Below are 21,720 nucleotides of genomic sequence, written 5' to 3'. Positions count from 1 at the left end.
AGGCTGAACGTGTGAACACCCGGCCCGCTCGTGTGCTCCGCGGGCTCGCCGCGGCGTTCTTCGCGGTGTTCGTCGCAGCCCTGTCCCACGTGGCGGGCGGCGGCGGAACCCCGGGTGCTGTCGGGGTCGCGCTGGCGCTGGCGTTCTCGTCGGTGGTGTGCGTAGCCCTGGCGGGCCGGTCGCTCTCGATCATCCGGCTCTCCGCCTCCGTGATCGTCAGCCAGGCCTTGCTGCACGCGCTCTTCACGGTCGGAGCGACAGGCAGCGGTTCGACCTTCGAGATGTCCGGATCGGGTCACCACGGGGTGGCGCTTGTCGTCTCTGCCTCCTTCGGCGCGGGCAGCTTGGGGGCCGGCACCGGTGCGGCCGGCTGGCTCGCCGACCAGCTGTGTTCGGGCATGTGGATCGCCCATGCCGTGGCCGCCGTGATAACGGTGCTGGCGCTCCGGCACGGGGAGGGCGCCCTCTGGGCGCTCGTCGGACTTGCCGGGATGCGCTTCCGCCGCTTGGTGCGCCAGCTCTTCATCGAGCCGCTGCCGGCACTCAAAGGCGTCGGTCCGGCCCTGTCTGCCCCTCTCGACCATCTGCGTGATCTCGGGGTCTTCCTCGGGCGGCTGCGACATCGTGGCCCCCCGGTGTGTGTGCGTTTCGCGAACTGACACCCACACAGGCAGTCGGCCGTGCATGCCACGGCCGAAGAGAAGGATTCACCCATGAAGAACAGCAAGAGATTTGCGCGCGCCGGAATGGCGTTCGGCATCGCCGCAACGCTCGTCCTCGCGGCACCACTGGCGGCCAGTGCGCACGTGCACGTCGACCCCGAGCAGGCCTCCCCGGGAAGCTACTCGACCCTGACGTTCAAGGTTCCGACGGAGAGCGCCACGGCGAGCACCGTCAAGCTCGAGGTCGACCTGCCCACGGACGCGCCGTTCGGCAGCGTGTCGTACCAGCCCGTACCCGGCTGGAGCACGGAGGTCGTCACCAGTACGCTCAGCACGCCCGTCACGACCGACGACGGAACGGTCACCGAGGCGCCCACCAGGGTCGTCTGGACGGCGGATGCGGCCACGGCTCCCGCCGTCGCCGGTATCGCACCGGGCCAGTTCGACCTCTTCTCGATCTCGGCCGGCCCGGTTCCCGACACGGGGAGCGTGCTGCTGCCCGTGCACCAGACCTACTCCGACGGTTCGGTGGTGGACTGGGTGGATGCCCCGCTCGCCTCGGGCGCCGAGCCGGAGCACCCGGCGCCGGTGCTCTACATCACCGATCCGGCACCCGTCGAGGGCGCTGCGACGGGTGCCGCTGTGACGGCCACTCCGGTCGCCGGGGCGGCGGGGGAGACATCCGCCACGACATCCTCATCGGCCTCGTCGTCTGCGGTGACCGTGAGCACTGTCGTGGCCCTCGCCGCGCTGGTGCTGGCCGCGATCGCCCTGGTGGTCGCGGTGCTGGCGGTGACCCGGCGTGCCCGGAAGCCTGCCGGTGAATAGGCCGCGCCGCGCCCGGCTGGCGGGGTTGGCGGGGCTGGCGGCTCTCGCCGTCGCAGCCTCGATGGCCCTGCTGCCCGCCACGGCGGCCTCTGCCCACGACTTCCTCGTGAGCAGTTCGCCGGCCGACGGGTCGACGGTGACGGAATCGCCCGGCACGGTCAGCCTGACCTTCAACGATCTCGTGCTCGACCTCGCGGCGGACGGATCCTCGTCCATCGTGGAGGTCACGGGCCCGGATGCCCAGACCACCCACTACGAGACGGGCTGCGCGAGCATCCTGGGCCGCACGGTCAGCGCACCCGTGGCTCTCGGAACGGCCGGGGTGTACCGGGTCAGCTGGCAGATCGTGTCCTCCGACGGGCACCCGGTGAGCAGTTCGCTGACGTTCACCTACGCCCCGCCCGCGGGTACGGCTGTGTCCGCGGGTGCGGCCTCCGCGCCGCCCTGCGGACGGGCGGCAGCGGGCGAGTCCGGTTCGCTCCCGTCTGCTGCGGCCGCGGTGGACGAGGGCCAGGCCGGCTGGCTGATCCTCGCGGTCGCCGGCGGGATCGTCCTGCTCGCGATCGTCGGAGTGGTCGTGGTGCTGATGTTTTCGCGGCGGAAAAAGAATTCTGAAGAAATTCCCGATCGGGGCAATCCAGAAGACTGACAGCTCCGAATGCTCACTGTGTAGGGTCGCCAGGCTTCTAACTGCGATGGAAGTCGGCCCTACACATCCAGAAGCCAAGCGTTTCCTGCGGTCGACACCCCTCACCGCAGGGAGCGCTTGGTTTCTTTAACGGCGGCTTTGTCTGCGCGCCGGGTTTTCTGCACTTGCGGAACATATCGAAGATATGTTCGAATCAATGCCATGAGATGGAGCGGGCAACAACTGGGGGTGGAGGCATCGTCGACGCTGCCCGGGCTCGCCCGGCTCGACAATCTGGTGCGTTCGGTGACGACGCCCGACTTCGCGGGCATCACCTTCCATGAGGTACTGGCGAAGACGGCCCTGAATCACGTACCGGGCCAGAGCCGGATGCCGTTCAGCTACACGATCAACCCCTACCGGGGGTGCAGCCACGCCTGCACCTACTGCTTCGCCCGGCCCACCCACACCTACCTGGAACTCGACGCAGGCGAGGACTTCGACAACCAGATCGTGGTCAAGGTCAACGTCGCCGAGGTGCTGTCCCGGGAGCTCGCGAAGCCGTCCTGGGGGCGGCACCCGGTCGCCCTCGGAACGAACACCGATCCCTACCAGCGGGCGGAGGGGCGGTACCGGCTGATGCCCGGCATCATCCGGGCGCTGGCCGAGTCCGGCACGCCCTTCTCGATCCTCACGAAGGGCACGCTGCTCCGGCGCGACCTGCCGCTCCTGGTGGAGGCCTCGCAGTCCGTCAGCGTCGACGTGGCGATGTCGATCGCCATCTACGACGAAGACCTCCAGCAGACGGTCGAACCCGGTACACCGAGCGCCAGGGCGCGGCTGGCGACCGTCCGTGCGGTTCGCGACGCCGGCATCGACTGCTCGGTGTTCATGATGCCGGTGCTGCCCGACCTGACCGACACCACCACCCACCTCGACACGGCGCTTGCGCTCATCCGGGAGGCGGGCGCGACGAGCGTGCTCTACTCGGCGCTGCATCTCCGGCCGGGGGTGAAGCCCTGGTTCATGCAGTGGCTCGCGCGGGAGCATCCGGAGCTCGTCGGTCGGTATCGGGAACTGTACCGGGGCACGTCGTCGTATGCGCCGAAGGAGTACCGGGAGTGGCTCGGCCGTCGCATCCGGCCGCTGATCGCCCGGCACGGCCTCGCCCGCGGTGTCGAAGACCCGGCGACCGGGGGAGTGCGGTCGAAGGCACTGGGGCTGCTGCCCCAGATGGACGACGAACGGAGCTTTGCGCCTCGCGGGGTCGCTGCCTCTGCGCGCGCTGGTGTGAGTGCTCCCGGCGGCGGGGCCGACGCCCCGACCCTCTTCTGAGCCTAAGGTTGTCTGGTGGCAAAACTCTATTTTCGGTACGGCGCGATGAACAGCGGCAAGAGCACGGCCCTCCTGCAGGCCGCCTACAACTACGAGGAACGCGGCCACCGGGTGCTGATCGCGAAGCCGTCGACCGACACGAAGGGCGACCGCTCCATCGTCTCGAGGCTCGGTGTCGTGCGGGAGGTCGACTTCCTCGTGGGCGCGGAGCAGGGTCTCCGCGATGTCTTCCTCGCCGAACGTGAGGGGCTTGGAGGGGTCAGCTGCCTGCTGGTCGACGAGGCTCAGTTCCTCACCCCGGCGCAGGTCGACGATGCCCTCCGGATCGCCCTGATCGACGATGTGCCGGTGCTGGCCTACGGGATCCGAACCGACTTCCTCACCTCGGCCTTCCCCGGCAGCGGTCGCCTGCTCGAGATCGCGCACAGCCTCGAGGAACTGAAGACGATCTGCCGCTGCGGGCGCAAGGCGATCTTCAATCCGCGGAAGGTCAACGGGCACTTCGTCTTCGACGGCGACCAGGTCGCGATCGACGGCGACGAGGTGACCTACGAGGCGCTCTGCGGCGCCTGCTACCTCGAGGAGAGCGACGGCCGCCTCTCGGCGTGAACGGCTCAACGAGAGAAGGGCCGGAAGAATCCGGCCCTTCTGAATCGTGTCGGGGTAACAGGATTTGAACCTGCGACCTCGTCGTCCCGAACGACGCGCGCTACCAAGCTGCGCCATACCCCGATCGTTGCATTCCCCGGCGTGAACCGGCTCGAACAACCTGTCTAGAATAGCTGACTTTTGACAGGCTCGCGACCGCGGTCAGCTGTCGGTCGCCGGAACCAGCGTGAGGAGAGTCGCCTCGGGCAGGCAGGCGAAGCGCACGGGGGCATAGATCGAGGTGCCGAGCCCCGCCGAAACGTTGAGGAAGGCAGAGCGCTTGCCTCGTCGCCACAGGCTCAGCCCCTTGACCTGCTTGCGGGGGATGTCGCAGTTGGTGACGAGCGCCCCATAACCCGGCACGCAGACCTGCCCGCCGTGGGTGTGGCCGGCGAAGATCACCTGGGCGCCGTTCGTCACGAACGAGTTCAGGATGCGCTGGTAGGGGGCGTGCGCAACGCCGACGGTGAGAGTCGGGGAGCCGGCCGGTGCATCGTCGTCTTCGCGCTGGCGCTCGATCGCGCTCGAGACGTGCTCGAGCTTGTCGTAGCTGCGGTGCGGGTCGTCGACGCCGAAGAACTCGATCCGTGTACCGTTCACCTCGAACGTCGAGGCGCTGTTGTCGAGATCGATCCAACCCAGCGAGTCGAAGAGCGCGTGTTCGCGGTCGATGTCGAGCTTCTCGACCTTGTCCGGGCTCTTCGACGGGCCCATGAAGTAGCGGAGCGGGTTCTTGAACGACGGTGCCCAGTAGTCGTTCGAGCCGTTGACGAAGACGCCGGGAGTGCCTCGGAACGGTTCCAGCGTGTGGGCCAGCGCGTCATAGGCGTCGCGGTGGCCGAGGTTGTCCCCGGTGTCGACGATGAGATCCGGGTTCAGCCGCGCGAGCGAACGCACCCAGCGTTGCTTCTGGTGCTGGAAGGGTGCGAGGTGCAGGTCGGAGAGGTGCAGCACCCGGATCGGCTGGGCGCCTGGGGCGAGCACCGGCACCGTCACCCGGCGCAGGGTGAACAGTTTTCGCTCGACCAGAGTGCCCCAGACGGCCGCGCCGAGTCCCGCCGCCACACCCAGGCCGACGGCGGACTTTACGGACATGCCACCAGGTTCACGGTCGTCGTGGACTGGTTGTAGGAGCCTGCCTCCGGGGTCTGGCTCACCACCGTCTTGGTCTTGCACGAGGCATCCGTGCTGACCGTCGCACTGACAGTCCAGCCCTGGCCCGTCAGTGCAGCGGCGGCCGCATTGGGTTCCTGGCCCGAGACATCTGCCAGCGGTTTGAGCTTGCCGTTGCTGGTGAAGACGTCGATGTCGGAGCCCTTCGTGGCGCTGCTGCCGGCCGCCGGATTCGTTCCGGAGACCTGGCCCGCTGTCTTGTCGGAGTCCTGCTGCCCGGCGTCGCTGGCCGTGAAGCCGGAGTTCTCGAGCTTCGAGATCGCCGCGTCGATGGAGAGGCCCGAGACATCCGGAACCGTCACCGTCTGGCCGACACTCAGGATGCGCGACGGAGCCGGGAACGAGTCGCCGCCGTAGGAGTCGCCGATCTGCCTGTAGAAGTCCTTCCACATGTACAGCCGCGACAGGCCACTGCCGATGTTGCCACTGCCAGCACCCGCGACGGTCGTCTTGCGGATGGACACATCGCCGGTCACGTTGCCGACCCAGGACGCCGAGACCAGTTTGGTGGTTCCGCCGACGAGCCAGACGTCCTTCTCGTTGTCACTGGTGCCGGTCTTGCCGAAGTGCGGGGTGCCGTCGCCGGGGTTGGCGGGTGTTGCTGTGCCGCTCTGGATGACGCCCTGCATGGCGTAGAGCGCCGCCTGGGCGATGCTCGGGTCGATGGCCTGCGCGCAGGCCGTCTGCGGTGCGGGAACATCGGCGCCACTGGCGTCGACGATGTTGGTGATCGCAACCGGAGTGCAGAACATGCCCTTGTTCGCGACACCTGCGTAGGCCGCAGCCATCGTCAGCGGAGCGATCTCGTTTCCGCCGAGCACGATCCCGTAGGGACCGTTTGCCAGGTCATTGCCATCGGCGCGGTGCACTCCGAGAGACTTCGCGACGTTCGTGATGTCGCAGAGATCGAGCTTGGACGCCATTGACATGAAGGCGTTGTTGACGGATTCCTCGAACTGCGTCAGAACCGATGCGCGACCGCCGGACTCGCCGGCGTCGTTACCAGCAACGTACTTGGCTGGCCCCGTATCGCCGCAGCTGTTGGTGAAACGGCCGAAGGTCTGGTTGTTCGCCCCGTTCACGATGTCACCGAGCGAGTGTCCAGTCTGCAGCCAGTTGATGATCGTGAAGAGCTTGAACGACGAACCGGGTTGGAACCCTGTCGATCCGCCGTAGTTGTAGTCGGTGTTGTAGTTGATCGCCGTCGACGTCGCCGGGTCGGAGTTCGGGTCTTCGCTGTACGTCTTGTTCTGCGCCATGGCGAGCACCTTGCCGGTGCCGGGCTCGACCGTCGTGAACGTTCCGCCGATGTCGAGCTTGTCGCTCGAGTACGGCACGTAGTTGTTCACCACGTCGAAGGCCTTCGACTGCAGCTGCATGTCGAGGGTCGTGTAGATCTTGTAGCCACCCGTGTTCAGGTTGTGTGCGCGTTCTTCGTCGGTCGCACCGAACGTCGGATCCTGTTCGATGATGCGCTTGACGTAGTCGCAGAAGAATCCGGCGCCGTAGACGGCGGTCTGGCAGCCGGTCGACGGCTGGGTGATGGTGGCCGTCACCGGTGTGGCGATGGCCTCGTCGAACTGCGCCTGCGTGATCGTGTGCTCCTTGAGCATCGACGGCAGGATGTCCTTGTCGCGGCGCGCCTTGTTGTCGGCCGTGTGCTCTGCATCGAGGTCGATGCGGAGCGCCTCGGGCTCGTTCACGATCGCGATGAGGCTCGCCGCCTGGGGCAGCGTGAGGGCGTCGGCATTCACCCCGAAGTAGTACTGCGACGCAGCCTGGATGCCGTACACCCGGCCGCCGAACAGGGCGATGTTCAGGTAGCCCAGCAGGATGTCGTCCTTGCTGTACTCCTTCTCGAGGCCGATGGCGAGCTTGGCTTCCTTCAGCTTGCGGTCGGTCGTCTGCGCCGTCGCTTCGGCGTACGCGGCGGCCTGGGCGGCCGGATCCTGGATGGCCTCGGCGCGCTGCACGAGGATGTTCTTCACGTACTGCTGCGAGATCGTCGAGGCACCCGAGCTGATGCCGCCGGACACGAAGTTGCCCACCAGCGCGCGGAAGGTGGACTGGACATCCACACCGCCGTGCACATAGAACCGCGGATCCTCCGTCGAGACGAGAGCGTCTTTGGCGTACTGGGAGATCTGGTTCCAGCCGACGGTCTGCCGGTTCTGCTCGTAGAACGAGGCGAGCAGCACATCGGAGCCGTCGGGGTTCTTCGCGTACACGCTGGACGTCTGCGAGAGCGCATCCGGCTTGATGTAACTGGGGAGGTTCTCGAACACGCCGATAGAGTTGTTCGCGGCGAGACCGGTGATCGCGAGGGCCGGAGTGACCATGGCTGTGACGAGCACGCCGACGAGTGCGCTCATGCCCACAAGGCCAAGGAAGGCTCCGACCGCGCCGCTAACCTTACGTTTTGGGGCAGACATGCTACCGAGCCTAAGTCACAAACCTGAAAAAGAAGCCAAAGGAGAGCCCGTGACCTCATGGGAGTACGTGACCACGCCGCTGATGATCCACAACACAGCGGCCATTCTGAACAACTGGGGCTCTGACGGCTGGGAGCTCGTGCAGATCGTCACCAACGAGCAGGGCGGCATCGTGGCGTACCTGAAGCGTCCGCTGCAGGGCGCAGAGCCGGCTGCGGCCGCCGCGTCGGCTGCAGCCGCGAACGGATCGTGGAACGACGGCACGGCAGCCGGGCCCGAGGGCACCGGCGTTCCGGCCGCACCCGGCGAAGACGGTACGTCTACCGTCGTCGAGACGGATGCCCGATGAGCGCGATCGCGGAACGCCTCGCCGCCCTCGGCATCGAACTCCCCGCCGTCTCGCCGCCTGCGGGCGCGTACGTGCCGGCGGTCATCCACGGCGACCTCGTGTTCACCGCGGGTCAGCTGCCGTTCGTCGACGGTGCGCTCGCGGTGACCGGCAAGGTCGGCGAGGGTGCGGCGCTGGTGGCACCGGATGTCGCGAAGGCACTCGCGCGCACGGCGGCGATCAACGCGCTGGCGGCCGTCGCGAGCGTGCTCGGGTCGCTCGACCGGGTGACACAGGTGGTGAAGGTGACCGGGTTCGTGTCGTCCGACCCGTCGTTCAGCGGCCAGCCCGGCGTCATCAACGGTGCATCGGAGCTGTTCGGCGAGGTCTTCGGCGACGCAGGTCTCCACGCTCGTTCGGCGGTCGGCGTCGCGGTGCTGCCACTCGACTCGCCCGTCGAGGTGGAGCTGATCGTCTCGTTCGCGTAGCCCTCCGCCCCGCCCGCCGGCGCTGGGCGCGGGCGGTGCGGCGGCGGCGTGTCCGGGTCAGCCCGCGATGTTCGTGCTGATGATGTTCATCACCTGCGTGTCGGCCAGGGTCGTGGTGTCACCGATCTCGCGGCCCTCGGCCAGGTCGCGCAGCAGTCGCCGCATGATCTTGCCCGAGCGGGTCTTCGGCAGTTCCGCCACGATGAAGACCTGTTTCGGCCGGGCGATCGCTCCGATCTGCGAGGACACGTGTGCCCGCAGCTCCGCCGCGAGGGCGTCGGCCTCCTGCCGGAGGTCGCCCGCCTGTTCGACCCGCACGATCACGAAGGCGACGACGGCCTGGCCGGTGGTCTCGTCGGCGGCTCCGACCACGGCGGCCTCCGCCACGCGCGGATGCGACACCAGCGACGACTCGATCTCGGCCGTCGAGAGCCGGTGGCCCGACACGTTCATCACGTCGTCGACGCGGCCGAGCAGCCAGATGTCGCCGTCCCTGTCCAGCCGGGCACCGTCGCCCGCGAAGTACTTGCCCGGGAACGTCGACCAATAGGTCTCGACGTAACGGTCGGGGTCACCCCAGATTCCGCGGAGCATCGAGGGCCACGGCTCCGAGACCACCAGCAGCCCACCGGCGTTCTTGCCGACAGGGGTGCCCGCGTCATCCAGAACCTCGATGTGGAGCCCCGGCAACGGCACCTGCGCCGACCCCGGCTTCAGGGTCGTAACGCCGGGCAGCGCGGAGACCATGATCGCGCCTGTCTCGGTCTGCCACCAGGTGTCGACGACGGGGGTCTTGCCGGCACCGATCACATCGCGGTACCAGATCCAGGCCTCGGGGTTGATCGGTTCGCCGACAGAACCCAGCAGGCGCAGGCTCGTCAGGTCGAAAGCGTCGGGAATCTGCCGGCCGAGCTTCATGAAGGTGCGGATCGCGGTGGGCGCCGCGTAGAGGATGCTCACCTTGTACTTCTGGATGATCTCCCACCACCGGCCCGGATGCGGGGCGTCGGGCGTGCCTTCGTAGATCACCTGCGTCGCACCGTTCGCCAGTGGGCCGTAGACCACATAGGTGTGGCCCGTGATCCAGCCGACGTCGGCCGTGGACCAGTAGACGTCGGTCTCGGGGTGCAGGTCGAAGACGTTCCTGTGCGTGAACGCGGCCTGGGTGAGGTACCCGCCGCTGGTGTGCAGGATGCCTTTCGGTTTGCCCGTCGTGCCGCTGGTGTAGAGGATGAACAGCGGGGTCTCGGCGGGGAACGGCTGGGCAACGTGTTCTGCCTCCGCTCTGCCGATCTCGTCGTGCCACCAGAGGTCACGGTCCTCGAACCATTCGACATCGTTGTTTCCGCGCTGCACCACGAGCACATGCTCCACCGTCGAGGAGCCGTCGCCGTCGATTGCGAGGGCGGCATCCACAGCGGGCTTGAGGGCGGAGACCTTGCCCTTCCGCCAGCCGCCGTCTGCAGTGATGACGAGTCGGGCGGCTGCGTCGTCGATGCGTGCGCGGAGGCTCTCGGCGCTGAAACCGCCGAAGACGACGGAATGCACGGCGCCGATGCGGGCGACGGCGAGCATCGAGATGATCGCCTCAGGGATCATCGGCAGGTAGATGGCAACCCGGTCGCCCTTGCCGATGCCGAGATCCAGCAGGGTGTTGGCTGCTTTCTTCACCTCAGTCGTCAGCTCGGCGTAGGTGAACGTGCGGCTGTCGCCCGGTTCGCCCTCCCAATTGAGCGCAATGCGGTCGCCGTTGCCTGCTTCGACATGGCGGTCGAGGCAGTTGTAGGCCACATTCAGTTCGCCGTCTTCGAACCAGGTCGCGAAGGGCGCATTGCTCCAGTCGAGCGTCTTGGTGAAGGGGGTGTTCCAGTGCAGGAGCTCGGCCGACTGCTTTCCCCAGAAGGCCGGCCGGTCGGCCGCAGCTTCTTCGTAGAGCTCCTCGGATGCTACGGCACCGGCACGGAAGTCCGCGCTCGGCTCGAAACGTCTCGTCTCATGCAGCAGGTTGTCGATGCCGTTCGTCATGGTGCTCCTTCGCTCCGGGTACCTTTCGATTCTGTCGGAAAAACCGTGTCACCGGCCCCGCCGTTCTTCTGGCGGAAAAATTTTCGGCGAGATACTGGGAATCGACTGAAACGGTTTGCGACCATGTTTCGGTCGGGTAAACTTTTCAATACCAAGTCGATTCTGGCTTGGATGCAGCGCAACACTGATTCCCCCCAATCATGCGCTGCTACGGCGGCACCTTTTCCCCCAATCGGTGCCGCCCCCTTCATTTAACGGCCCCTTCGCGCCGGGCGGTCCTGTTCTCCACAATGCCGTGGTCGCCGTCCTTCTCCACAGATCCCCTGTTTCGCCTGCGGGGTGAAGACGCGCCTTTCTAGGCTCGGCGCATGACAGTCACAACTGCGAGGTACATTGCCTCCCGACGGATGAGGCGCGGCTCCTCGCCGGGTGGCGCCGTGCCCCGCGATGCCGTGCCTTCCGTCGGGATCGAGGCCCCGGCCACCGTCCGGGTGAGCGACGGACTCGGCCCACTCGAGCGGTTCGTGCGGGAACCGGAGGTGACGGATGTGTTCGTCAACGGCCCGGGCGACCTGTGGATCGATCGCGGCAGCGGCCTCGTCCGGGAGCCCGGCTGGTCGTGCCCAGACGAAGCGCACCTGCGCGAGCTCGCGGTGCGGCTCGTCGCGCTCGGCGGTCGCCACATCGATGAGGCGACACCGTGCGTGGATGTGCGCCTGCACGACGGTCTGAGACTGCATGCGGTGTTGCCGCCGGTGTCACCGCGGGGCACGCTGATCTCGCTCCGCATCCCGCGCGCCGGCTTCATGCACCTCGACGATCTCGAAGAGCGGGGTTTCTTCGGCCCGGTCGCGGGTGGCGGATCCACGAATCGGGCGATCGTCGACGCCGCAGTCTGTGAACGTTCGAATGTTCTGGTGACCGGTGCCGGCGGCTCCGGCAAGACGACATTTCTCTCGGCGCTCCTCGCCTCGGCCCCCGCGGGGGAACGGATCGTGGCCATCGAGGACGTCGCCGAACTCCGGGTCGACCATCCGCATTTCGTGGCTCTGGAAGCCCGCCAGCCGAACCTCGAAGGTGCTGGCGGTGTCAGCCTCGACCGACTCCTCCGGGAGGCCCTCCGTATGCGACCGGACAGGCTGGTGCTTGGCGAGTGCCGGGGAAGCGAGATCCGCGAACTGCTCTCGGCGCTGAACACCGGCCACGACGGCGGGGCCGGCACGCTGCACGCGAACTCCCTGGCCGACGTGCCGGCCCGGCTCGAAGCGCTGGGTGCCCTGGCAGGCCTCACCCCCGAGGCGATGGCGCGCCAGGCTGTCAGCGCGATCGACCTGGTGCTGCACCTCGAACGCCGTGACGGTTCGCGGCGCCTCGCCGAGGTGGGAGTGTTGGCGCTCGACGACCGGGGCCGCCTGCTGGTCGAGGCGCACCCGGGTCGGCGTCAGCCGGAGCCCCGCGTCGATCGTGGGAGTGCAGGTGGCCGGCATGCCTGAGATGCAGGTGGACGGCGTCGCCGCCGTCGTGCAGCGGCTCGCCGTGCTCCTCGAGGCGGGAGTCGCGCCGTCGAGCGCGTGGGGTTACCTGCTCCCGCCGGCGGCGCGGGCAGCCGACGGGCGGCAGAGTGATGATCAGCAGGCTTCCGGTCGACGGGGTGCCGGGCATCGCGCTCCCGGGCACCGCGCCCCCGGGAGGCGGCACACGATGGTCGTGCGGACCATCGCCCGGGCGGTCGGGCTGGGTGTTCCCGCCGACAGTGCCATCGGGGCTGCGGCCCGGGTGACAGATTCCCGTACAGCCGAGGCGTGGCGGGCGGTGGCTGCCGTCTGGCGCGTGGCGGGTGCATCCGGAGCGCCCATCGCCCCGTGCCTCCGCGAGGTGGCTGGGGCTCTCCGTGAGATCGGCGACACCCAGCGCGCGGTCGAGGTCGCGCTGGCTGCTCCCGTGGCAACAGCCCGGCTCATGACCGTGCTCCCGCTTGCTGCACTGGGCTTCGGCGCTCTTCTGGGGTTCAACAGCCTCCGGATGCTCACCACCACGGTTCCCGGCCTGATCTGCCTCGTCGCCGGTCTCGGCCTGCTCGTTCTCTCCCGGGCGTGGAACGCGCGGCTCGTCCGGGTCGCATCCGGCAGGCCCGTCGCGACCGGCCTGGCGGCCGAACTCACCGCGGTCGCGATGGGCGGAGGCGTGTCGGTCGATCGCGCCCGGGAGTTGGCGGGTGAGGCGCTCGAAGCGCACCGGCTGCGCGAACCCGGCGGCATGGCGGCGGTGGATGTCGTCGTGGAACTCTCCCGTCGGGCGGGAGTGCCGGCCGCCGAACTGCTCCGAAGCGAGGCGCGCCTGCTCCGGACTGAGGCGCTGGCCCGCAGCCAGAAGGTCTGCGCTGCCCTCTCCATCCGGCTCATGATCCCCCTCGGCCTCTGCGTGCTGCCTGCGTTCATGCTGCTCGGGGTCGCCCCCCTCCTCCTCGCCGTTGTCTCCTCCACATTCGGATCGTGGTGAGCGGTCCGTGGTGGGATCCCCGAAGTCCAGACCTGTTCAGCCCGACCACCACTCAGAGTCCCCACCCACACCCAGAGAAAGAAGAAGCCCATGCAGCCACCCGCATCATCCACCACGCCGACGCCTCGGCCTCCAGCGTCCTCCCGCTCCCGGAGGCTCCTCGGCCTGCTCGGCCCGCTGCTCGAAGACCGGGGATCGGCGACCGCCGAGTACGCGATCGCCACAATGGCCGCGGTGGGTTTCGCCGGCCTGCTGGTCGTGATCCTGCGCGGTGATGAGGTGCGGTCGGCGCTCGCCGAGATCATCCACCGGGCACTCACGGCGGGAGTCTGAGATGCGCTGGATTCTGGATGACCGGGGAACCGTCACCGCGGAATTCGCCGTGGCGCTGCCCGTGGTGCTCCTCGTGCTGCTGCTCTCGGTGGCGGCGCTACAGGGGGCCGCGCTCCAGGTGCGTGTCGTCGATGCGGCGGCCGTGGCCGCCCGGACGCTTGCGCGGGGTGATGCGGATGCTGACGCCGATGACCGGGTGACGCGGCTTGTGGGAGAACACTCTCTCGCCAGCGGCACCGACGGCGACTTCGTCTGCGCCACGGTGACGGCGCCCATCCGCTTCGGCCAGTTCGCCGCAGCCGGCCTCGAGGCCCGGGCCCGGTCCTGCGCGCTGGCGGGTGGGCAGTGAGGGCGTCGACGCGCATCGGGCTGCCGACGCGCATGCTGGTCGAGGATCGTGGTTCCGGCTCGGTGCTGGCCCTCGCCGTCGTCGCGGCGGTCCTCGCGATCACCGCCGCACTGCTACTGGTGGTGACGGCGCTGGCCGCACGGCACCAGGCCCAGGACGATGCGGATGCCTCTGCCCTGGCGGCGGCGGATGTCGCGTCCGGCCTGGCCGGGGGAGTGCCCTGCGAGGCGGCAGCCCGTGCAGCGGAGCTGGGGGGCAGCCGCCTCGCAGAGTGTGCGCTCACCGACGGGATCGCAACCGTCACGGTCGAGCGAACGGTGGCCGGCTTCGAGGTGCGGGTGTCGTCGCGCGGCGGCCCCGGCCGAGCCCCGCTACTGGAAGACGGCCTGCACGAACCGGTACTCGACGGCGCTCGGCCGACGGGTGGCTTCGCTGCCCTCGCCGAACTCGATTCCGCTTCCGCGGATATAGAGGTACCGCTTCGCCGGCGAGTCGGTGGGAATCTCGATCCTCGGCTGCGCGTCACCCCCGGGGCTGAATTCCGTGCTGATCGTCTTGCCTTCGAGCGGCCCGTCCACGAGCTTGGCGGTGTAGGTTCCGAATTGGGTTGCAGACACGATGGCCTACTCCTCTCCCTTGAGTTTCATCACCCATCCTCCTCCGCCCGGGCGGCAGCGCAAGGGGCGGGCTCACAGGCTCGGCGCGGGCAAGCCCTTGGCGCGATTAGGCGAACACCGTCAGATGGTGTGTATGGTGTGCCTGACGGGCCCCGCGTGCCCGTCGGCCACACCACTTCCTCTTACCCGAGACCCGGAAGCGGTGTCGGTTATCGAATTCCAGTGTCCAGGGAGTGCCCGTGTCAGGCCCGAGAAAGCTCGTCATCGTCGAGTCACCGACCAAAGTGAAGTCCATCGCCCAGTACCTCGGCGAGGGCTACGAGGTGCAGGCGTCTGTCGGTCACATCCGCGACCTCGTCGAGCCCAAGAACCTGCCGCCGGAGCTGAAGAAGGGCTCGCTCGGCAAGTTCTCGGTCGACGTCGAGAACGGCTTCGCTCCCTACTATGTGGTGTCTCCCGAGAAGAAGAAGACGGTCGCCGAGCTGAAGAAGGCGTTGGCCAACGCCGACGAGCTCTACCTCGCAACTGATGAGGACCGCGAGGGCGAGGCCATTGCCTGGCATCTGCTCGAGGTCCTGAAGCCGAAGGTGCCCGTGCGGCGCATGGTGTTCCACGAGATCACCAAAGAGGCGATCGAGCACGCCCGGGACAACACCCGCGACATCGACGAGGCTCTCGTCGACGCCCAGGAGACCCGCCGCATCCTCGACCGCCTGTATGGCTACGAGGTCTCGCCGGTGCTCTGGCGGAAGGTCGGTCCCGGGCTCTCGGCCGGTCGAGTGCAGTCCGCAGCCACCCGTCTCGTCGTCGAACGTGAGCGCGAGCGGCTCGCGTTCACCGCCGCGAGCTACTGGGACCTGAACGCCACCCTCGCCGACGCGGCATCCGGAGCCGACGCCCAGTCGTTCGCGGCCCGGCTCGTGCGGGTCAACGGCGACCGCATCGCGACCGGCCGCGACTTCGACGAGTCCGGCCAGCTGAAGAGCAAAGCCAGCATGCTCACCGAGCCGCAGGCACACGCCCTCGCGGCGGCGCTCAAAGACCCGAGTGTCGGCATCCAGGTCGCCAACGTCGAGTCGAAGCCCTACACGCGGCGCCCCGCAGCACCCTTCACCACGTCGACCCTGCAGCAGGAGGCCGCGCGAAAGCTCCGGTTCTCCGCCCGGCAGACCATGAGCGTCGCGCAGTCGCTCTACGAGAACGGCTACATCACCTACATGCGAACCGACTCGCCGTCGCTCTCGCAGCAGGCGTTGAACGCCGCCCGCACGCAGGCCACCTCGCTGTACGGCGCCGAGACGGTTCCCGACAAGCCGCGGCTGTACTCCGGCAAGGGCAAGAACGCCCAGGAGGCCCACGAGGCCATCCGCCCCGCCGGCGAGACGTTCCGCACACCGTCGCAGGTCGCTTCGGTACTCCGCGGCAACGACTTCAAGCTGTACGAACTCATCTGGAAGCGCACCGTCGCCTCGCAGATGGCAGACGCCAAGGGTTCGACCGCTTCCGTCACCATCACCGCTGGCCCCACCCCGGTGGAGGGCCTCACGGCGTCCACGATCGCCGAGTTCTCCGCGAGCGGTACCGTCATCACCTTCCGCGGCTTCATGCTCGCCTACGAGGAGAGCGTCGACGAGGAGCGCAACGCCTCCAACGAGCCGACCGAGTCGAAGCTGCCCCCGCTCACCACGGGCCAGAGTCTCCGTGCCGTCGACGTCGAGGCGGCAGGCCACGAGACGAGCCCGCCGCCCCGCTACACGGAGGCGAGCCTCGTCAAGACGCTCGACGAGCTCGGAATCGGCCGTCCGTCGACGTACGCGTCGATCATCTCGACGATCATCGACCGCGGGTACGTGACACCGCGGGGCCAGGCGCTCGTTCCCAACTGGATCGCCTTCTCGGTCATCCGCCTCCTCGAAGAGTTCTTCTCCGAACTGGTGAACTACGAGTTCACGGCAGAACTCGAGAACGACCTCGACAAGATCGCCGGCGGCGAGGAGGACCGCGTCGACTGGCTGAACGGTTTCTACTTCGGCAACGACGACCACCGGGGGCTCCGCGATGTGATCGACAACCTCGGTGACATCGACGCGAAGGCGATCAACTCGATCCCGCTCTCCGACACGATCACCCTGCGCATCGGCAAGTACGGTCCCTACCTCGAAGTGGCCGAAGACGACGAGGTCGATCTCGCGACCGGCGAGGTCAAGACGCCCCGCCGGGTCAACATCCCGCCGGAGCTGGCACCCGACGAACTCACGCTCGCCAAAGCTGAGGAGCTCATCAACGCGCCGGTTGTGGTCGACCGCATCATCGGCGTGAACCCCGAGAACGGCAAGAACGTCGTCGCGAAGGACGGTCGGTTCGGCCCCTACGTGACCGAGCTCGACCCCGAGCTGACTGCCGAGCAGGAGGCCGAGGCGGCCGCCGCGCTGCTCGCCGCGGCCGCGCTCCTTGTGGAGCCCCCGGCCACGGCAACCACCGCGAAGGCGGGCGCAGCCGCAAAGAAGACCGTCGCCAAGAAGCCTGCGGCGAAGAAGGCCCCGGCGAAGGCCGCCGCGGTGAAGCCGCGGACGGCCTCACTCTTCAAGTCGATGGATCTGGCGGCGATCGACATCGAGACCGCTCTCCGCCTGCTCAGCCTGCCGCGCGCGGTGGGCGACGACCCCGAGACGTCCGAGCCGATCACGGCGCAGAACGGCAAGTTCGGTCCGTACCTGAAGAAGGGAACCGACACCCGCTCGCTCGAGAACGAAGACCTGATCTTCGAGATCGACCTCCCGGGTGCGCTCGAGCTCTTCGCCCAGCCCAAATACGGGGCCAGGCGGGCATCCAGCGCCCTGAAGGACTTCGAGGAACCCGATCCCGAGAGCGGCAAGGCGATCAAGATCAAGGACGGCCGGTTCGGCGCCTATGTGACCGACGGAGTCACGAACGCCACGATCCCGAAGGCCGAATCGATAGAGGAGATCGACTTCGACCGGGCCGTGCAGTTGCTCGCCGACAAGCGTGCGAAGGGCCCGGCTAAGCCGCGCACCACCACCAAGCGTGCGGCAGCGACCACGACGCGCAAGGCCCCCGCCCGGAAGGCTGCTCCCAAAAAGTGACCGAACCCGCACGCCGCGGCCTCTTCGTCACCATCGAGGGCGGCGACGGGGCGGGCAAATCGACGCAGGCCGCGCTGCTCGAGGAATGGCTGATCGAAGCGGGACGGACCGTGGTGCGCACCCGTGAGCCCGGCGGCACCGATTTCGGACTCGAGGTGCGGGAGATCGTGCTGCACAGCCGCGGGCACATCACCGCCCGCGCCGAGGCGCTGCTCTACGCGGCCGACCGCGCGCAGCACATCGCCACGAAGGTGCGGCCGGCTCTCGAGCGGGGAGAGGTGGTCATCCAGGACCGGTACATCGACTCCTCCGTCGCCTACCAGGGTGCCGGCCGGGTGCTCGACGGCTCGGAGATCAGACGGCTCTCCGAGTGGGCGACCGAGGATCTTCGGCCCGACCTCACGATCCTGATCGATCTCGACGAAGACCTGGCCAGGCAGCGCCTGAACAACGCCGAAAAGCGTTTTGACAGGCTCGAGGCCGAGAAGAACGACTTCCATCGACGTGTTCGAGAGTCTTTCCTGTCGATCGCCAGCAGTGAACCCGATCGGTTCGTGGTCGTCGACGGCGCACTGCCCGCGGGAGAGATCTCCACTCTCATCAGGGCACGACTCGCACCGCTTCTCTTCAGCCCCGCCGGGTAGGTTGTCTCTATGAGCGTGTGGGACGAACTGACCGGCCAGTCGGAGGCCATCGCGGTGTTCCGCGACGCCGCAGGCGACGTCGGTGGCGCGATGACCCACTCCTGGCTGATCACCGGCCCGCCGGGTTCCGGTCGATCGAACCTCGCCTACGCCTTCGCCTCCGCGCTGCTCTGCCGGGATGGGGGTTGCGGCCACTGCCGCGACTGCCGACAGGTGGCGGCCCGCACCCACCCTGATCTCGCCGTGCTGAGCACCGACCGCGTGATCATCTCCATCGAGGAGGTGCGCACGCTCGTCGCGAGCTCGCAGTTCTCCCCGTCGGTCTCGCGCTACCGGGTGATGGTCATCGAAGACGCCGACCGGATGGTCGAACGTACGTCGAACGTGCTGTTGAAGGCTCTCGAGGAACCGCCGGAGCGCACAGTGTGGATCCTCTGCGCACCGAGCGAGGCCGACCTGCTCCCCACCATCCGGTCGCGGGTGCGATCGGTGCGTCTCCGGGTTCCGAGCACCGACGATGTGGCGGCTCTGCTCGAACGGCGCGACGGCGTCACGCCGGAGACGGCAGTACGGGCGGCCCGCGAAGCCCAGAGCCACATCGGCATGGCGCACCGGTTGGCCACGAACGCCGAGGCGCGCGCGCGGCGGGATGAGACGCTGTCGGTGGCCCTCGGCATCCAGAGCGTGCCGCAGGCGGTCATGGCGGCGGCGCGCCTGATGGAACTCGCGAAAGACGACGCGCTCGCGATCACCGCCGAGCGGGATACCGAGGAGCGCGAGAGCACCCTCCGCTCGCTCGGGGTCGAGCCGGGCCAGGCCGTTCCCGCAGGGCTCCGTTCGCAGGTGAAACAGCTCGAAGACGACCAGAAGCGACGTGCGACACGGAGTCTCCGGGACGGCATCGACCGCATCCTGGTCGATCTGCTCTCGCTCTACCGTGACGTTCTGCTGCAGCAGCTCGACGCCCGCCTCGAACCGATCAACGCCGCCATCCAGTCGCAGATCGACGCGCTCGCGGGCCGCACCGAGCCCGCCGACACGCTCGCGGTGATGGACTCCATCGCCGACGCCCGACGGCGCATCGCCCAGAACGTCGCCCCCGCCCTCGCCCTCGAGGCCATGCTCATCACCGTGGCCCTGCCGGGAACCGCACCTCGAAAGGCCCTCCCGTGACCGTTCTTCCCCGCCGCTCCCGCCGAAGGCTGGCCGGCATCGTGGCTGTCGCCGCATCCGCCGCCCTCGTGCTCTCGGGCTGCACCACCTGGTTCGCAGGTTCCAGCAGCGGCACGGGCGGTGACAACGGGTTCTCCACGGGTGGCGCGGCGGCCGGTTCCTCCACGCCCACCGGCGAGCAGGTGGATGCCGCACTGAAGCCGTTCTACGACCAGAGCCTCGCGTGGTCGTCGTGCGACAACGGTTTCGAGTGCGCCACCGCGACCGTTCCGATCGACTGGAGCGATCCGAGCGGTGACAGCATCGAACTCGCCCTGATCAAGCAGCCTGCCAAGAGCAGCACCCGCCAGGGAACCCTCTTCGTGAACCCCGGAGGGCCGGGGGTCTCGGCCCTGGACTTCGTGAAGGACAGCGTCGATTTCGCCGTCGACCCCGAGGTGCAGCAGCAGTACGACATCGTCGGTTTCGACCCGCGCGGCGTCGGCGCCTCCGCTGCGGTGAAGTGCGTCACGTCGGCCCAGATGGACTCCTATCTCTACGACATCGTGCCCGGCACGCGCGGCTCGGCCGAGTGGCTCGCGGGTGCGACGGCTGTCGCCAAGAACTTCGGATCGGGTTGCGCGTCGGGAACGGGCGCGCTGCTCGGGCACATCGACACCGAGAGCACCGTGCGCGACCTCGACGCCCTGCGGGCCTCCGTCGGCGACACGGGGCTCAACTACCTCGGCTACTCCTACGGCACCTTCATCGGCAGCGAATACGCGACGCTCTTCCCCGACAAGGTGCGGCGCATGACGATCGACGGCGTCGTCGACCCCACCTCCACGGGCTTCGACTCGAGTATCGGCCAGGCGAAGGGATTCGAGGGGGCGCTCCGGGCCTATCTGGCGGATTGCCTGGCCGGCTCCAGCTGTCCGTTCTCCGGTTCGGTCGACAACGCGACCAAACAGGTGCAGACCCTGCTGAACGCCGTCGACACCACGCCGATCACCTCCTCCGACGGCCGCAAGCTCGGCTCTGCGTCCCTGCTGACCGCCATCTTCTACCCGCTCTACACGCAGAGCAGCTGGTCGTACCTCTCCCAGATGATCGCGCAGGTGAAGCAGGGCGACGCGACGCTCGCCTTCCAGTTGGCGGATGCCTACAACGGCCGGAACCCCGACGGCACCTACCAGAACAACCAGACCGAGGCCTTCACCGCGATCAACTGTCTCGATTACCCGGCGGTGACGGATGCCGCGACCATCGCGTCCCAGAACGCCGAACTCATCGCCGCCGCGCCGACCTTCGGCCCGTGGTGGACCTACGGCGACATCGGCTGCGCGAACTGGCCCGTGGCGGCGACCCGTACGCCGGGCCCGGTGAGCTACACCGGGACGCCGACCATCCTCGTGGTCGGAACGACGGACGACCCGGCAACGCCCTACTCCGACGCCGTGGCCGTGTCGAAACAGCTCACCAACTCGCAGCTCATCACCTACGAGGGCGAGGGACACACCGCTTACGGCACCTCGTCGTGCGTGCACTCCCTCGTCGACGACTACTTCCTGACCGGCGCCACGCCGACGAGTGACCCGCAGTGCACGACATGATCCGCCAGAAATGTTGCAGGTTCTGCAATGATTGACGCCGTGAGTACGATGACGAGCGCCACAGAGGAAACAGCCACCCTCGGGCTCCGAGAGCGCAAACGGATCGCCACCAGCCGCAGCATCCAACACGCCGTCCTCGAGTTGAGCCGCGACAAGGGGCTCGACAACGTGACCGTCGACGAGATCAGCCGGCGTGCAGACGTCTCGCCGCGCACCTTCTTCAACTACTTCTCCTCGAAGGAGGCGGCAGTTCTCGGCGATTCGCCGTTCTCGCTGCCGCCGGCCGAGGTCGAAGCCTTCGTCAATGCCGGGCCCGGCACGCCGGTCTTCGACGGCCTGCTCGACATCATGCGCGCGATCGCGGACACCGACAGCCAGGACTACGACATGCACCAGCTGCGAAAGCTGGTCATCCGGGACTATCCGCACCTGCTCGTGCAGAGAATCACGAGTATGCGCGAATTCGAGATCGATCTCACCGCCGTGGTGGGCAGGCGGCTGGCAGCGGACGCCCGTGGCACTGATTCCGGCAGCGAAATCCCTGATCAGCAGCAGCTCGACGAGCGCGCGCGACTGATCGCCCTGGTCGCGATCGCCGCCATGAGGCACGCCTGGGCGCGGTGGGCGGAGAGTCCCGACGGGCAGACAATGTCGACTCTGCTGACGCGTTCGTTTCGCGAGTTGCAAACACTCCTATAAGCTTGCTTGCTGTGCCGGTGGAATCCGCCGGCCAGGCCGCCTTAGCTCAGTCGGTAGAGCGATTCACTCGTAATGAATAGGTCATCAGTTCGATTCTGATAGGCGGCCCCACAGAGACACCGATCCACTGGCGCCACCGGACCGGTGGCCTCCAGAGGGTGGG

20 protein-coding genes, 2 tRNA genes and 1 pseudogene are annotated in these 21,720 nt (G+C 67.9%); 18 read left to right on the top strand and 5 right to left on the bottom strand.

The window, feature by feature from the left end; translation table 11 throughout:
• Positions 1-11: 11 nt before the first annotated feature.
• From FB464_RS11355 to FB464_RS11335, 5 genes are all read left to right on the top strand, one after another.
• Complete coding sequence (locus FB464_RS11355; RefSeq protein ID WP_116413767.1) at positions 12-659, top strand: hypothetical protein; 648 nt, start codon at positions 12-14, stop codon at positions 657-659.
• Between the two features lie 54 nt (positions 660-713).
• Entirely contained in the window at positions 714-1,490 is a 777-nt protein-coding gene (locus tag FB464_RS11350; RefSeq protein WP_211327297.1) for a YcnI family copper-binding membrane protein, read from the top strand.
• Positions 1,483-2,139, top strand: a complete 657-nt coding sequence (locus tag FB464_RS11345) for a copper resistance CopC family protein (RefSeq protein WP_246093030.1) — start codon at positions 1,483-1,485, stop codon at positions 2,137-2,139. The genes FB464_RS11350 and FB464_RS11345 overlap by 8 nt, the downstream gene beginning before the upstream one ends.
• Positions 2,140-2,340: 201 nt before the next feature.
• On the top strand, positions 2,341-3,453 hold the full coding sequence (locus FB464_RS11340) for an Rv2578c family radical SAM protein (RefSeq protein ID WP_116413768.1): 1,113 nt from the start codon (positions 2,341-2,343) through the stop codon (positions 3,451-3,453).
• Positions 3,454-3,468: 15 nt separating this feature from the next.
• A complete protein-coding gene (locus FB464_RS11335; RefSeq protein ID WP_116413769.1) occupies positions 3,469-4,062 on the top strand; it encodes a thymidine kinase in 594 nt (197 codons plus the stop codon).
• 49 nt (positions 4,063-4,111) lie between these two features.
• On the opposite strand, the gene FB464_RS11330 is transcribed toward FB464_RS11335, so the two are convergent.
• From FB464_RS11330 to FB464_RS11320, 3 genes are all read right to left on the bottom strand, one after another.
• Positions 4,112-4,185 (bottom strand) — tRNA-Pro (locus tag FB464_RS11330).
• Between the two features lie 78 nt (positions 4,186-4,263).
• Positions 4,264-5,196 (bottom strand): metallophosphoesterase, encoded by a 933-nt coding sequence (locus tag FB464_RS11325; protein WP_116413770.1) that lies wholly within the window; start codon positions 5,194-5,196, stop codon positions 4,264-4,266.
• A complete protein-coding gene (locus FB464_RS11320; RefSeq protein WP_170151856.1) occupies positions 5,187-7,646 on the bottom strand; it encodes a transglycosylase domain-containing protein in 2,460 nt (819 codons plus the stop codon). The genes FB464_RS11325 and FB464_RS11320 overlap by 10 nt, the downstream gene beginning before the upstream one ends.
• Before the next feature lie 109 nt (positions 7,647-7,755).
• On the opposite strand from FB464_RS11320, the gene sp36 reads away from it, so the two are divergent.
• Both sp36 and FB464_RS11310 read left to right on the top strand, forming a co-directional pair.
• Complete coding sequence (gene sp36 / locus FB464_RS20240; RefSeq protein ID WP_246093029.1) at positions 7,756-8,055, top strand: Sp36 family protein; 300 nt, start codon at positions 7,756-7,758, stop codon at positions 8,053-8,055.
• Positions 8,052-8,522, top strand: a complete 471-nt coding sequence (locus FB464_RS11310) for a RidA family protein (RefSeq protein ID WP_116413772.1) — start codon at positions 8,052-8,054, stop codon at positions 8,520-8,522. Before sp36 ends, FB464_RS11310 begins: the two co-directional genes overlap by 4 nt.
• Positions 8,523-8,579: 57 nt before the next feature.
• Here the strand turns inward: FB464_RS11310 and acs are convergent, their stop codons facing one another.
• On the bottom strand, positions 8,580-10,547 hold the full coding sequence (gene acs / locus FB464_RS11305) for an acetate--CoA ligase (RefSeq protein ID WP_116413773.1): 1,968 nt from the start codon (positions 10,545-10,547) through the stop codon (positions 8,580-8,582).
• A 368-nt stretch (positions 10,548-10,915) separates the two neighbouring features.
• Here acs and FB464_RS11300 point away from each other — a divergent pair, with 368 nt between their 5' ends.
• From FB464_RS11300 to FB464_RS20590, 5 genes and pseudogenes are all read left to right on the top strand, one after another.
• The gene (locus FB464_RS11300) at positions 10,916-12,040 is read left to right on the top strand and encodes a TadA family conjugal transfer-associated ATPase (RefSeq protein ID WP_116413774.1); all 1,125 of its coding nucleotides are present in this window, start codon (positions 10,916-10,918) and stop codon (positions 12,038-12,040) included.
• A complete protein-coding gene (locus FB464_RS11295) occupies positions 12,033-13,046 on the top strand; it encodes a hypothetical protein (RefSeq protein ID WP_142206674.1) in 1,014 nt (337 codons plus the stop codon). The genes FB464_RS11300 and FB464_RS11295 overlap by 8 nt, the downstream gene beginning before the upstream one ends.
• 90 nt (positions 13,047-13,136) lie before the next feature.
• Complete coding sequence (locus tag FB464_RS11290) at positions 13,137-13,379, top strand: DUF4244 domain-containing protein (protein WP_116413776.1); 243 nt, start codon at positions 13,137-13,139, stop codon at positions 13,377-13,379.
• A 1-nt stretch (position 13,380) separates the two neighbouring features.
• Positions 13,381-13,728 (top strand): TadE family type IV pilus minor pilin, encoded by a 348-nt coding sequence (locus FB464_RS11285; RefSeq protein ID WP_116413777.1) that lies wholly within the window; start codon positions 13,381-13,383, stop codon positions 13,726-13,728.
• A gap of 32 nt (positions 13,729-13,760) precedes the next feature.
• Positions 13,761-14,075: pseudogene (locus FB464_RS20590) on the top strand (Rv3654c family TadE-like protein); the annotation flags it as partial.
• Between the two features lie 24 nt (positions 14,076-14,099).
• Here FB464_RS20590 and FB464_RS11275 read toward each other — a convergent pair.
• Entirely contained in the window at positions 14,100-14,345 is a 246-nt protein-coding gene (locus tag FB464_RS11275; RefSeq protein ID WP_116413778.1) for a hypothetical protein, read from the bottom strand.
• A gap of 239 nt (positions 14,346-14,584) precedes the next feature.
• Here FB464_RS11275 and topA point away from each other — a divergent pair, with 239 nt between their 5' ends.
• The 6 genes from topA (at position 14,585) to FB464_RS11245 (ending at position 21,668) form a co-directional block, all read left to right on the top strand.
• The gene (gene topA / locus FB464_RS11270) at positions 14,585-17,449 is read left to right on the top strand and encodes a type I DNA topoisomerase (protein WP_116416439.1); all 2,865 of its coding nucleotides are present in this window, start codon (positions 14,585-14,587) and stop codon (positions 17,447-17,449) included.
• A complete protein-coding gene (tmk, locus tag FB464_RS11265) occupies positions 17,446-18,093 on the top strand; it encodes a dTMP kinase (protein ID WP_116413779.1) in 648 nt (215 codons plus the stop codon). The genes topA and tmk overlap by 4 nt, the downstream gene beginning before the upstream one ends.
• A gap of 9 nt (positions 18,094-18,102) precedes the next feature.
• Positions 18,103-19,266 (top strand): DNA polymerase III subunit delta', encoded by a 1,164-nt coding sequence (locus tag FB464_RS11260; RefSeq protein ID WP_116413780.1) that lies wholly within the window; start codon positions 18,103-18,105, stop codon positions 19,264-19,266.
• Positions 19,263-20,858 (top strand): alpha/beta hydrolase, encoded by a 1,596-nt coding sequence (locus tag FB464_RS11255; protein WP_116413781.1) that lies wholly within the window; start codon positions 19,263-19,265, stop codon positions 20,856-20,858. The genes FB464_RS11260 and FB464_RS11255 overlap by 4 nt, the downstream gene beginning before the upstream one ends.
• Before the next feature lie 48 nt (positions 20,859-20,906).
• Positions 20,907-21,557 (top strand): TetR/AcrR family transcriptional regulator, encoded by a 651-nt coding sequence (locus tag FB464_RS11250; protein ID WP_249033431.1) that lies wholly within the window; start codon positions 20,907-20,909, stop codon positions 21,555-21,557.
• Between the two features lie 35 nt (positions 21,558-21,592).
• A tRNA-Thr gene (locus tag FB464_RS11245) sits at positions 21,593-21,668 on the top strand.
• Positions 21,669-21,720 lie beyond the last annotated feature (52 nt).

Origin of the sequence: Subtercola boreus (assembly GCF_006716115.1) — a bacterium.
Lineage (GTDB): Bacteria > Actinomycetota > Actinomycetes > Actinomycetales > Microbacteriaceae > Subtercola > Subtercola boreus.
Note: the sequence above shows the minus strand (reverse complement) of the source record. Positions and strands in the feature narration are given on the sequence as shown.

Coding starts and splice junctions, on each gene's coding strand:
- FB464_RS11350 (WP_211327297.1), top strand. CDS start 714: ATGAAGAACAGCAAGAGATTTGCGCGCGCCGGAATGGCGTTCGGCATC.
- FB464_RS11340 (WP_116413768.1), top strand. CDS start 2,341: ATGAGATGGAGCGGGCAACAACTGGGGGTGGAGGCATCGTCGACGCTG.
- FB464_RS11325 (WP_116413770.1), bottom strand. CDS start 5,196: ATGTCCGTAAAGTCCGCCGTCGGCCTGGGTGTGGCGGCGGGACTCGGC.
- FB464_RS11320 (WP_170151856.1), bottom strand. CDS start 7,646: ATGAGCGCACTCGTCGGCGTGCTCGTCACAGCCATGGTCACTCCGGCC.
- FB464_RS11310 (WP_116413772.1), top strand. CDS start 8,052: ATGAGCGCGATCGCGGAACGCCTCGCCGCCCTCGGCATCGAACTCCCC.
- acs (WP_116413773.1), bottom strand. CDS start 10,547: ATGACGAACGGCATCGACAACCTGCTGCATGAGACGAGACGTTTCGAG.
- FB464_RS11300 (WP_116413774.1), top strand. CDS start 10,916: ATGACAGTCACAACTGCGAGGTACATTGCCTCCCGACGGATGAGGCGC.
- FB464_RS11295 (WP_142206674.1), top strand. CDS start 12,033: ATGCCTGAGATGCAGGTGGACGGCGTCGCCGCCGTCGTGCAGCGGCTC.
- FB464_RS11290 (WP_116413776.1), top strand. CDS start 13,137: ATGCAGCCACCCGCATCATCCACCACGCCGACGCCTCGGCCTCCAGCG.
- FB464_RS11285 (WP_116413777.1), top strand. CDS start 13,381: ATGCGCTGGATTCTGGATGACCGGGGAACCGTCACCGCGGAATTCGCC.
- FB464_RS11260 (WP_116413780.1), top strand. CDS start 18,103: ATGAGCGTGTGGGACGAACTGACCGGCCAGTCGGAGGCCATCGCGGTG.
- FB464_RS11250 (WP_249033431.1), top strand. CDS start 20,907: ATGACGAGCGCCACAGAGGAAACAGCCACCCTCGGGCTCCGAGAGCGC.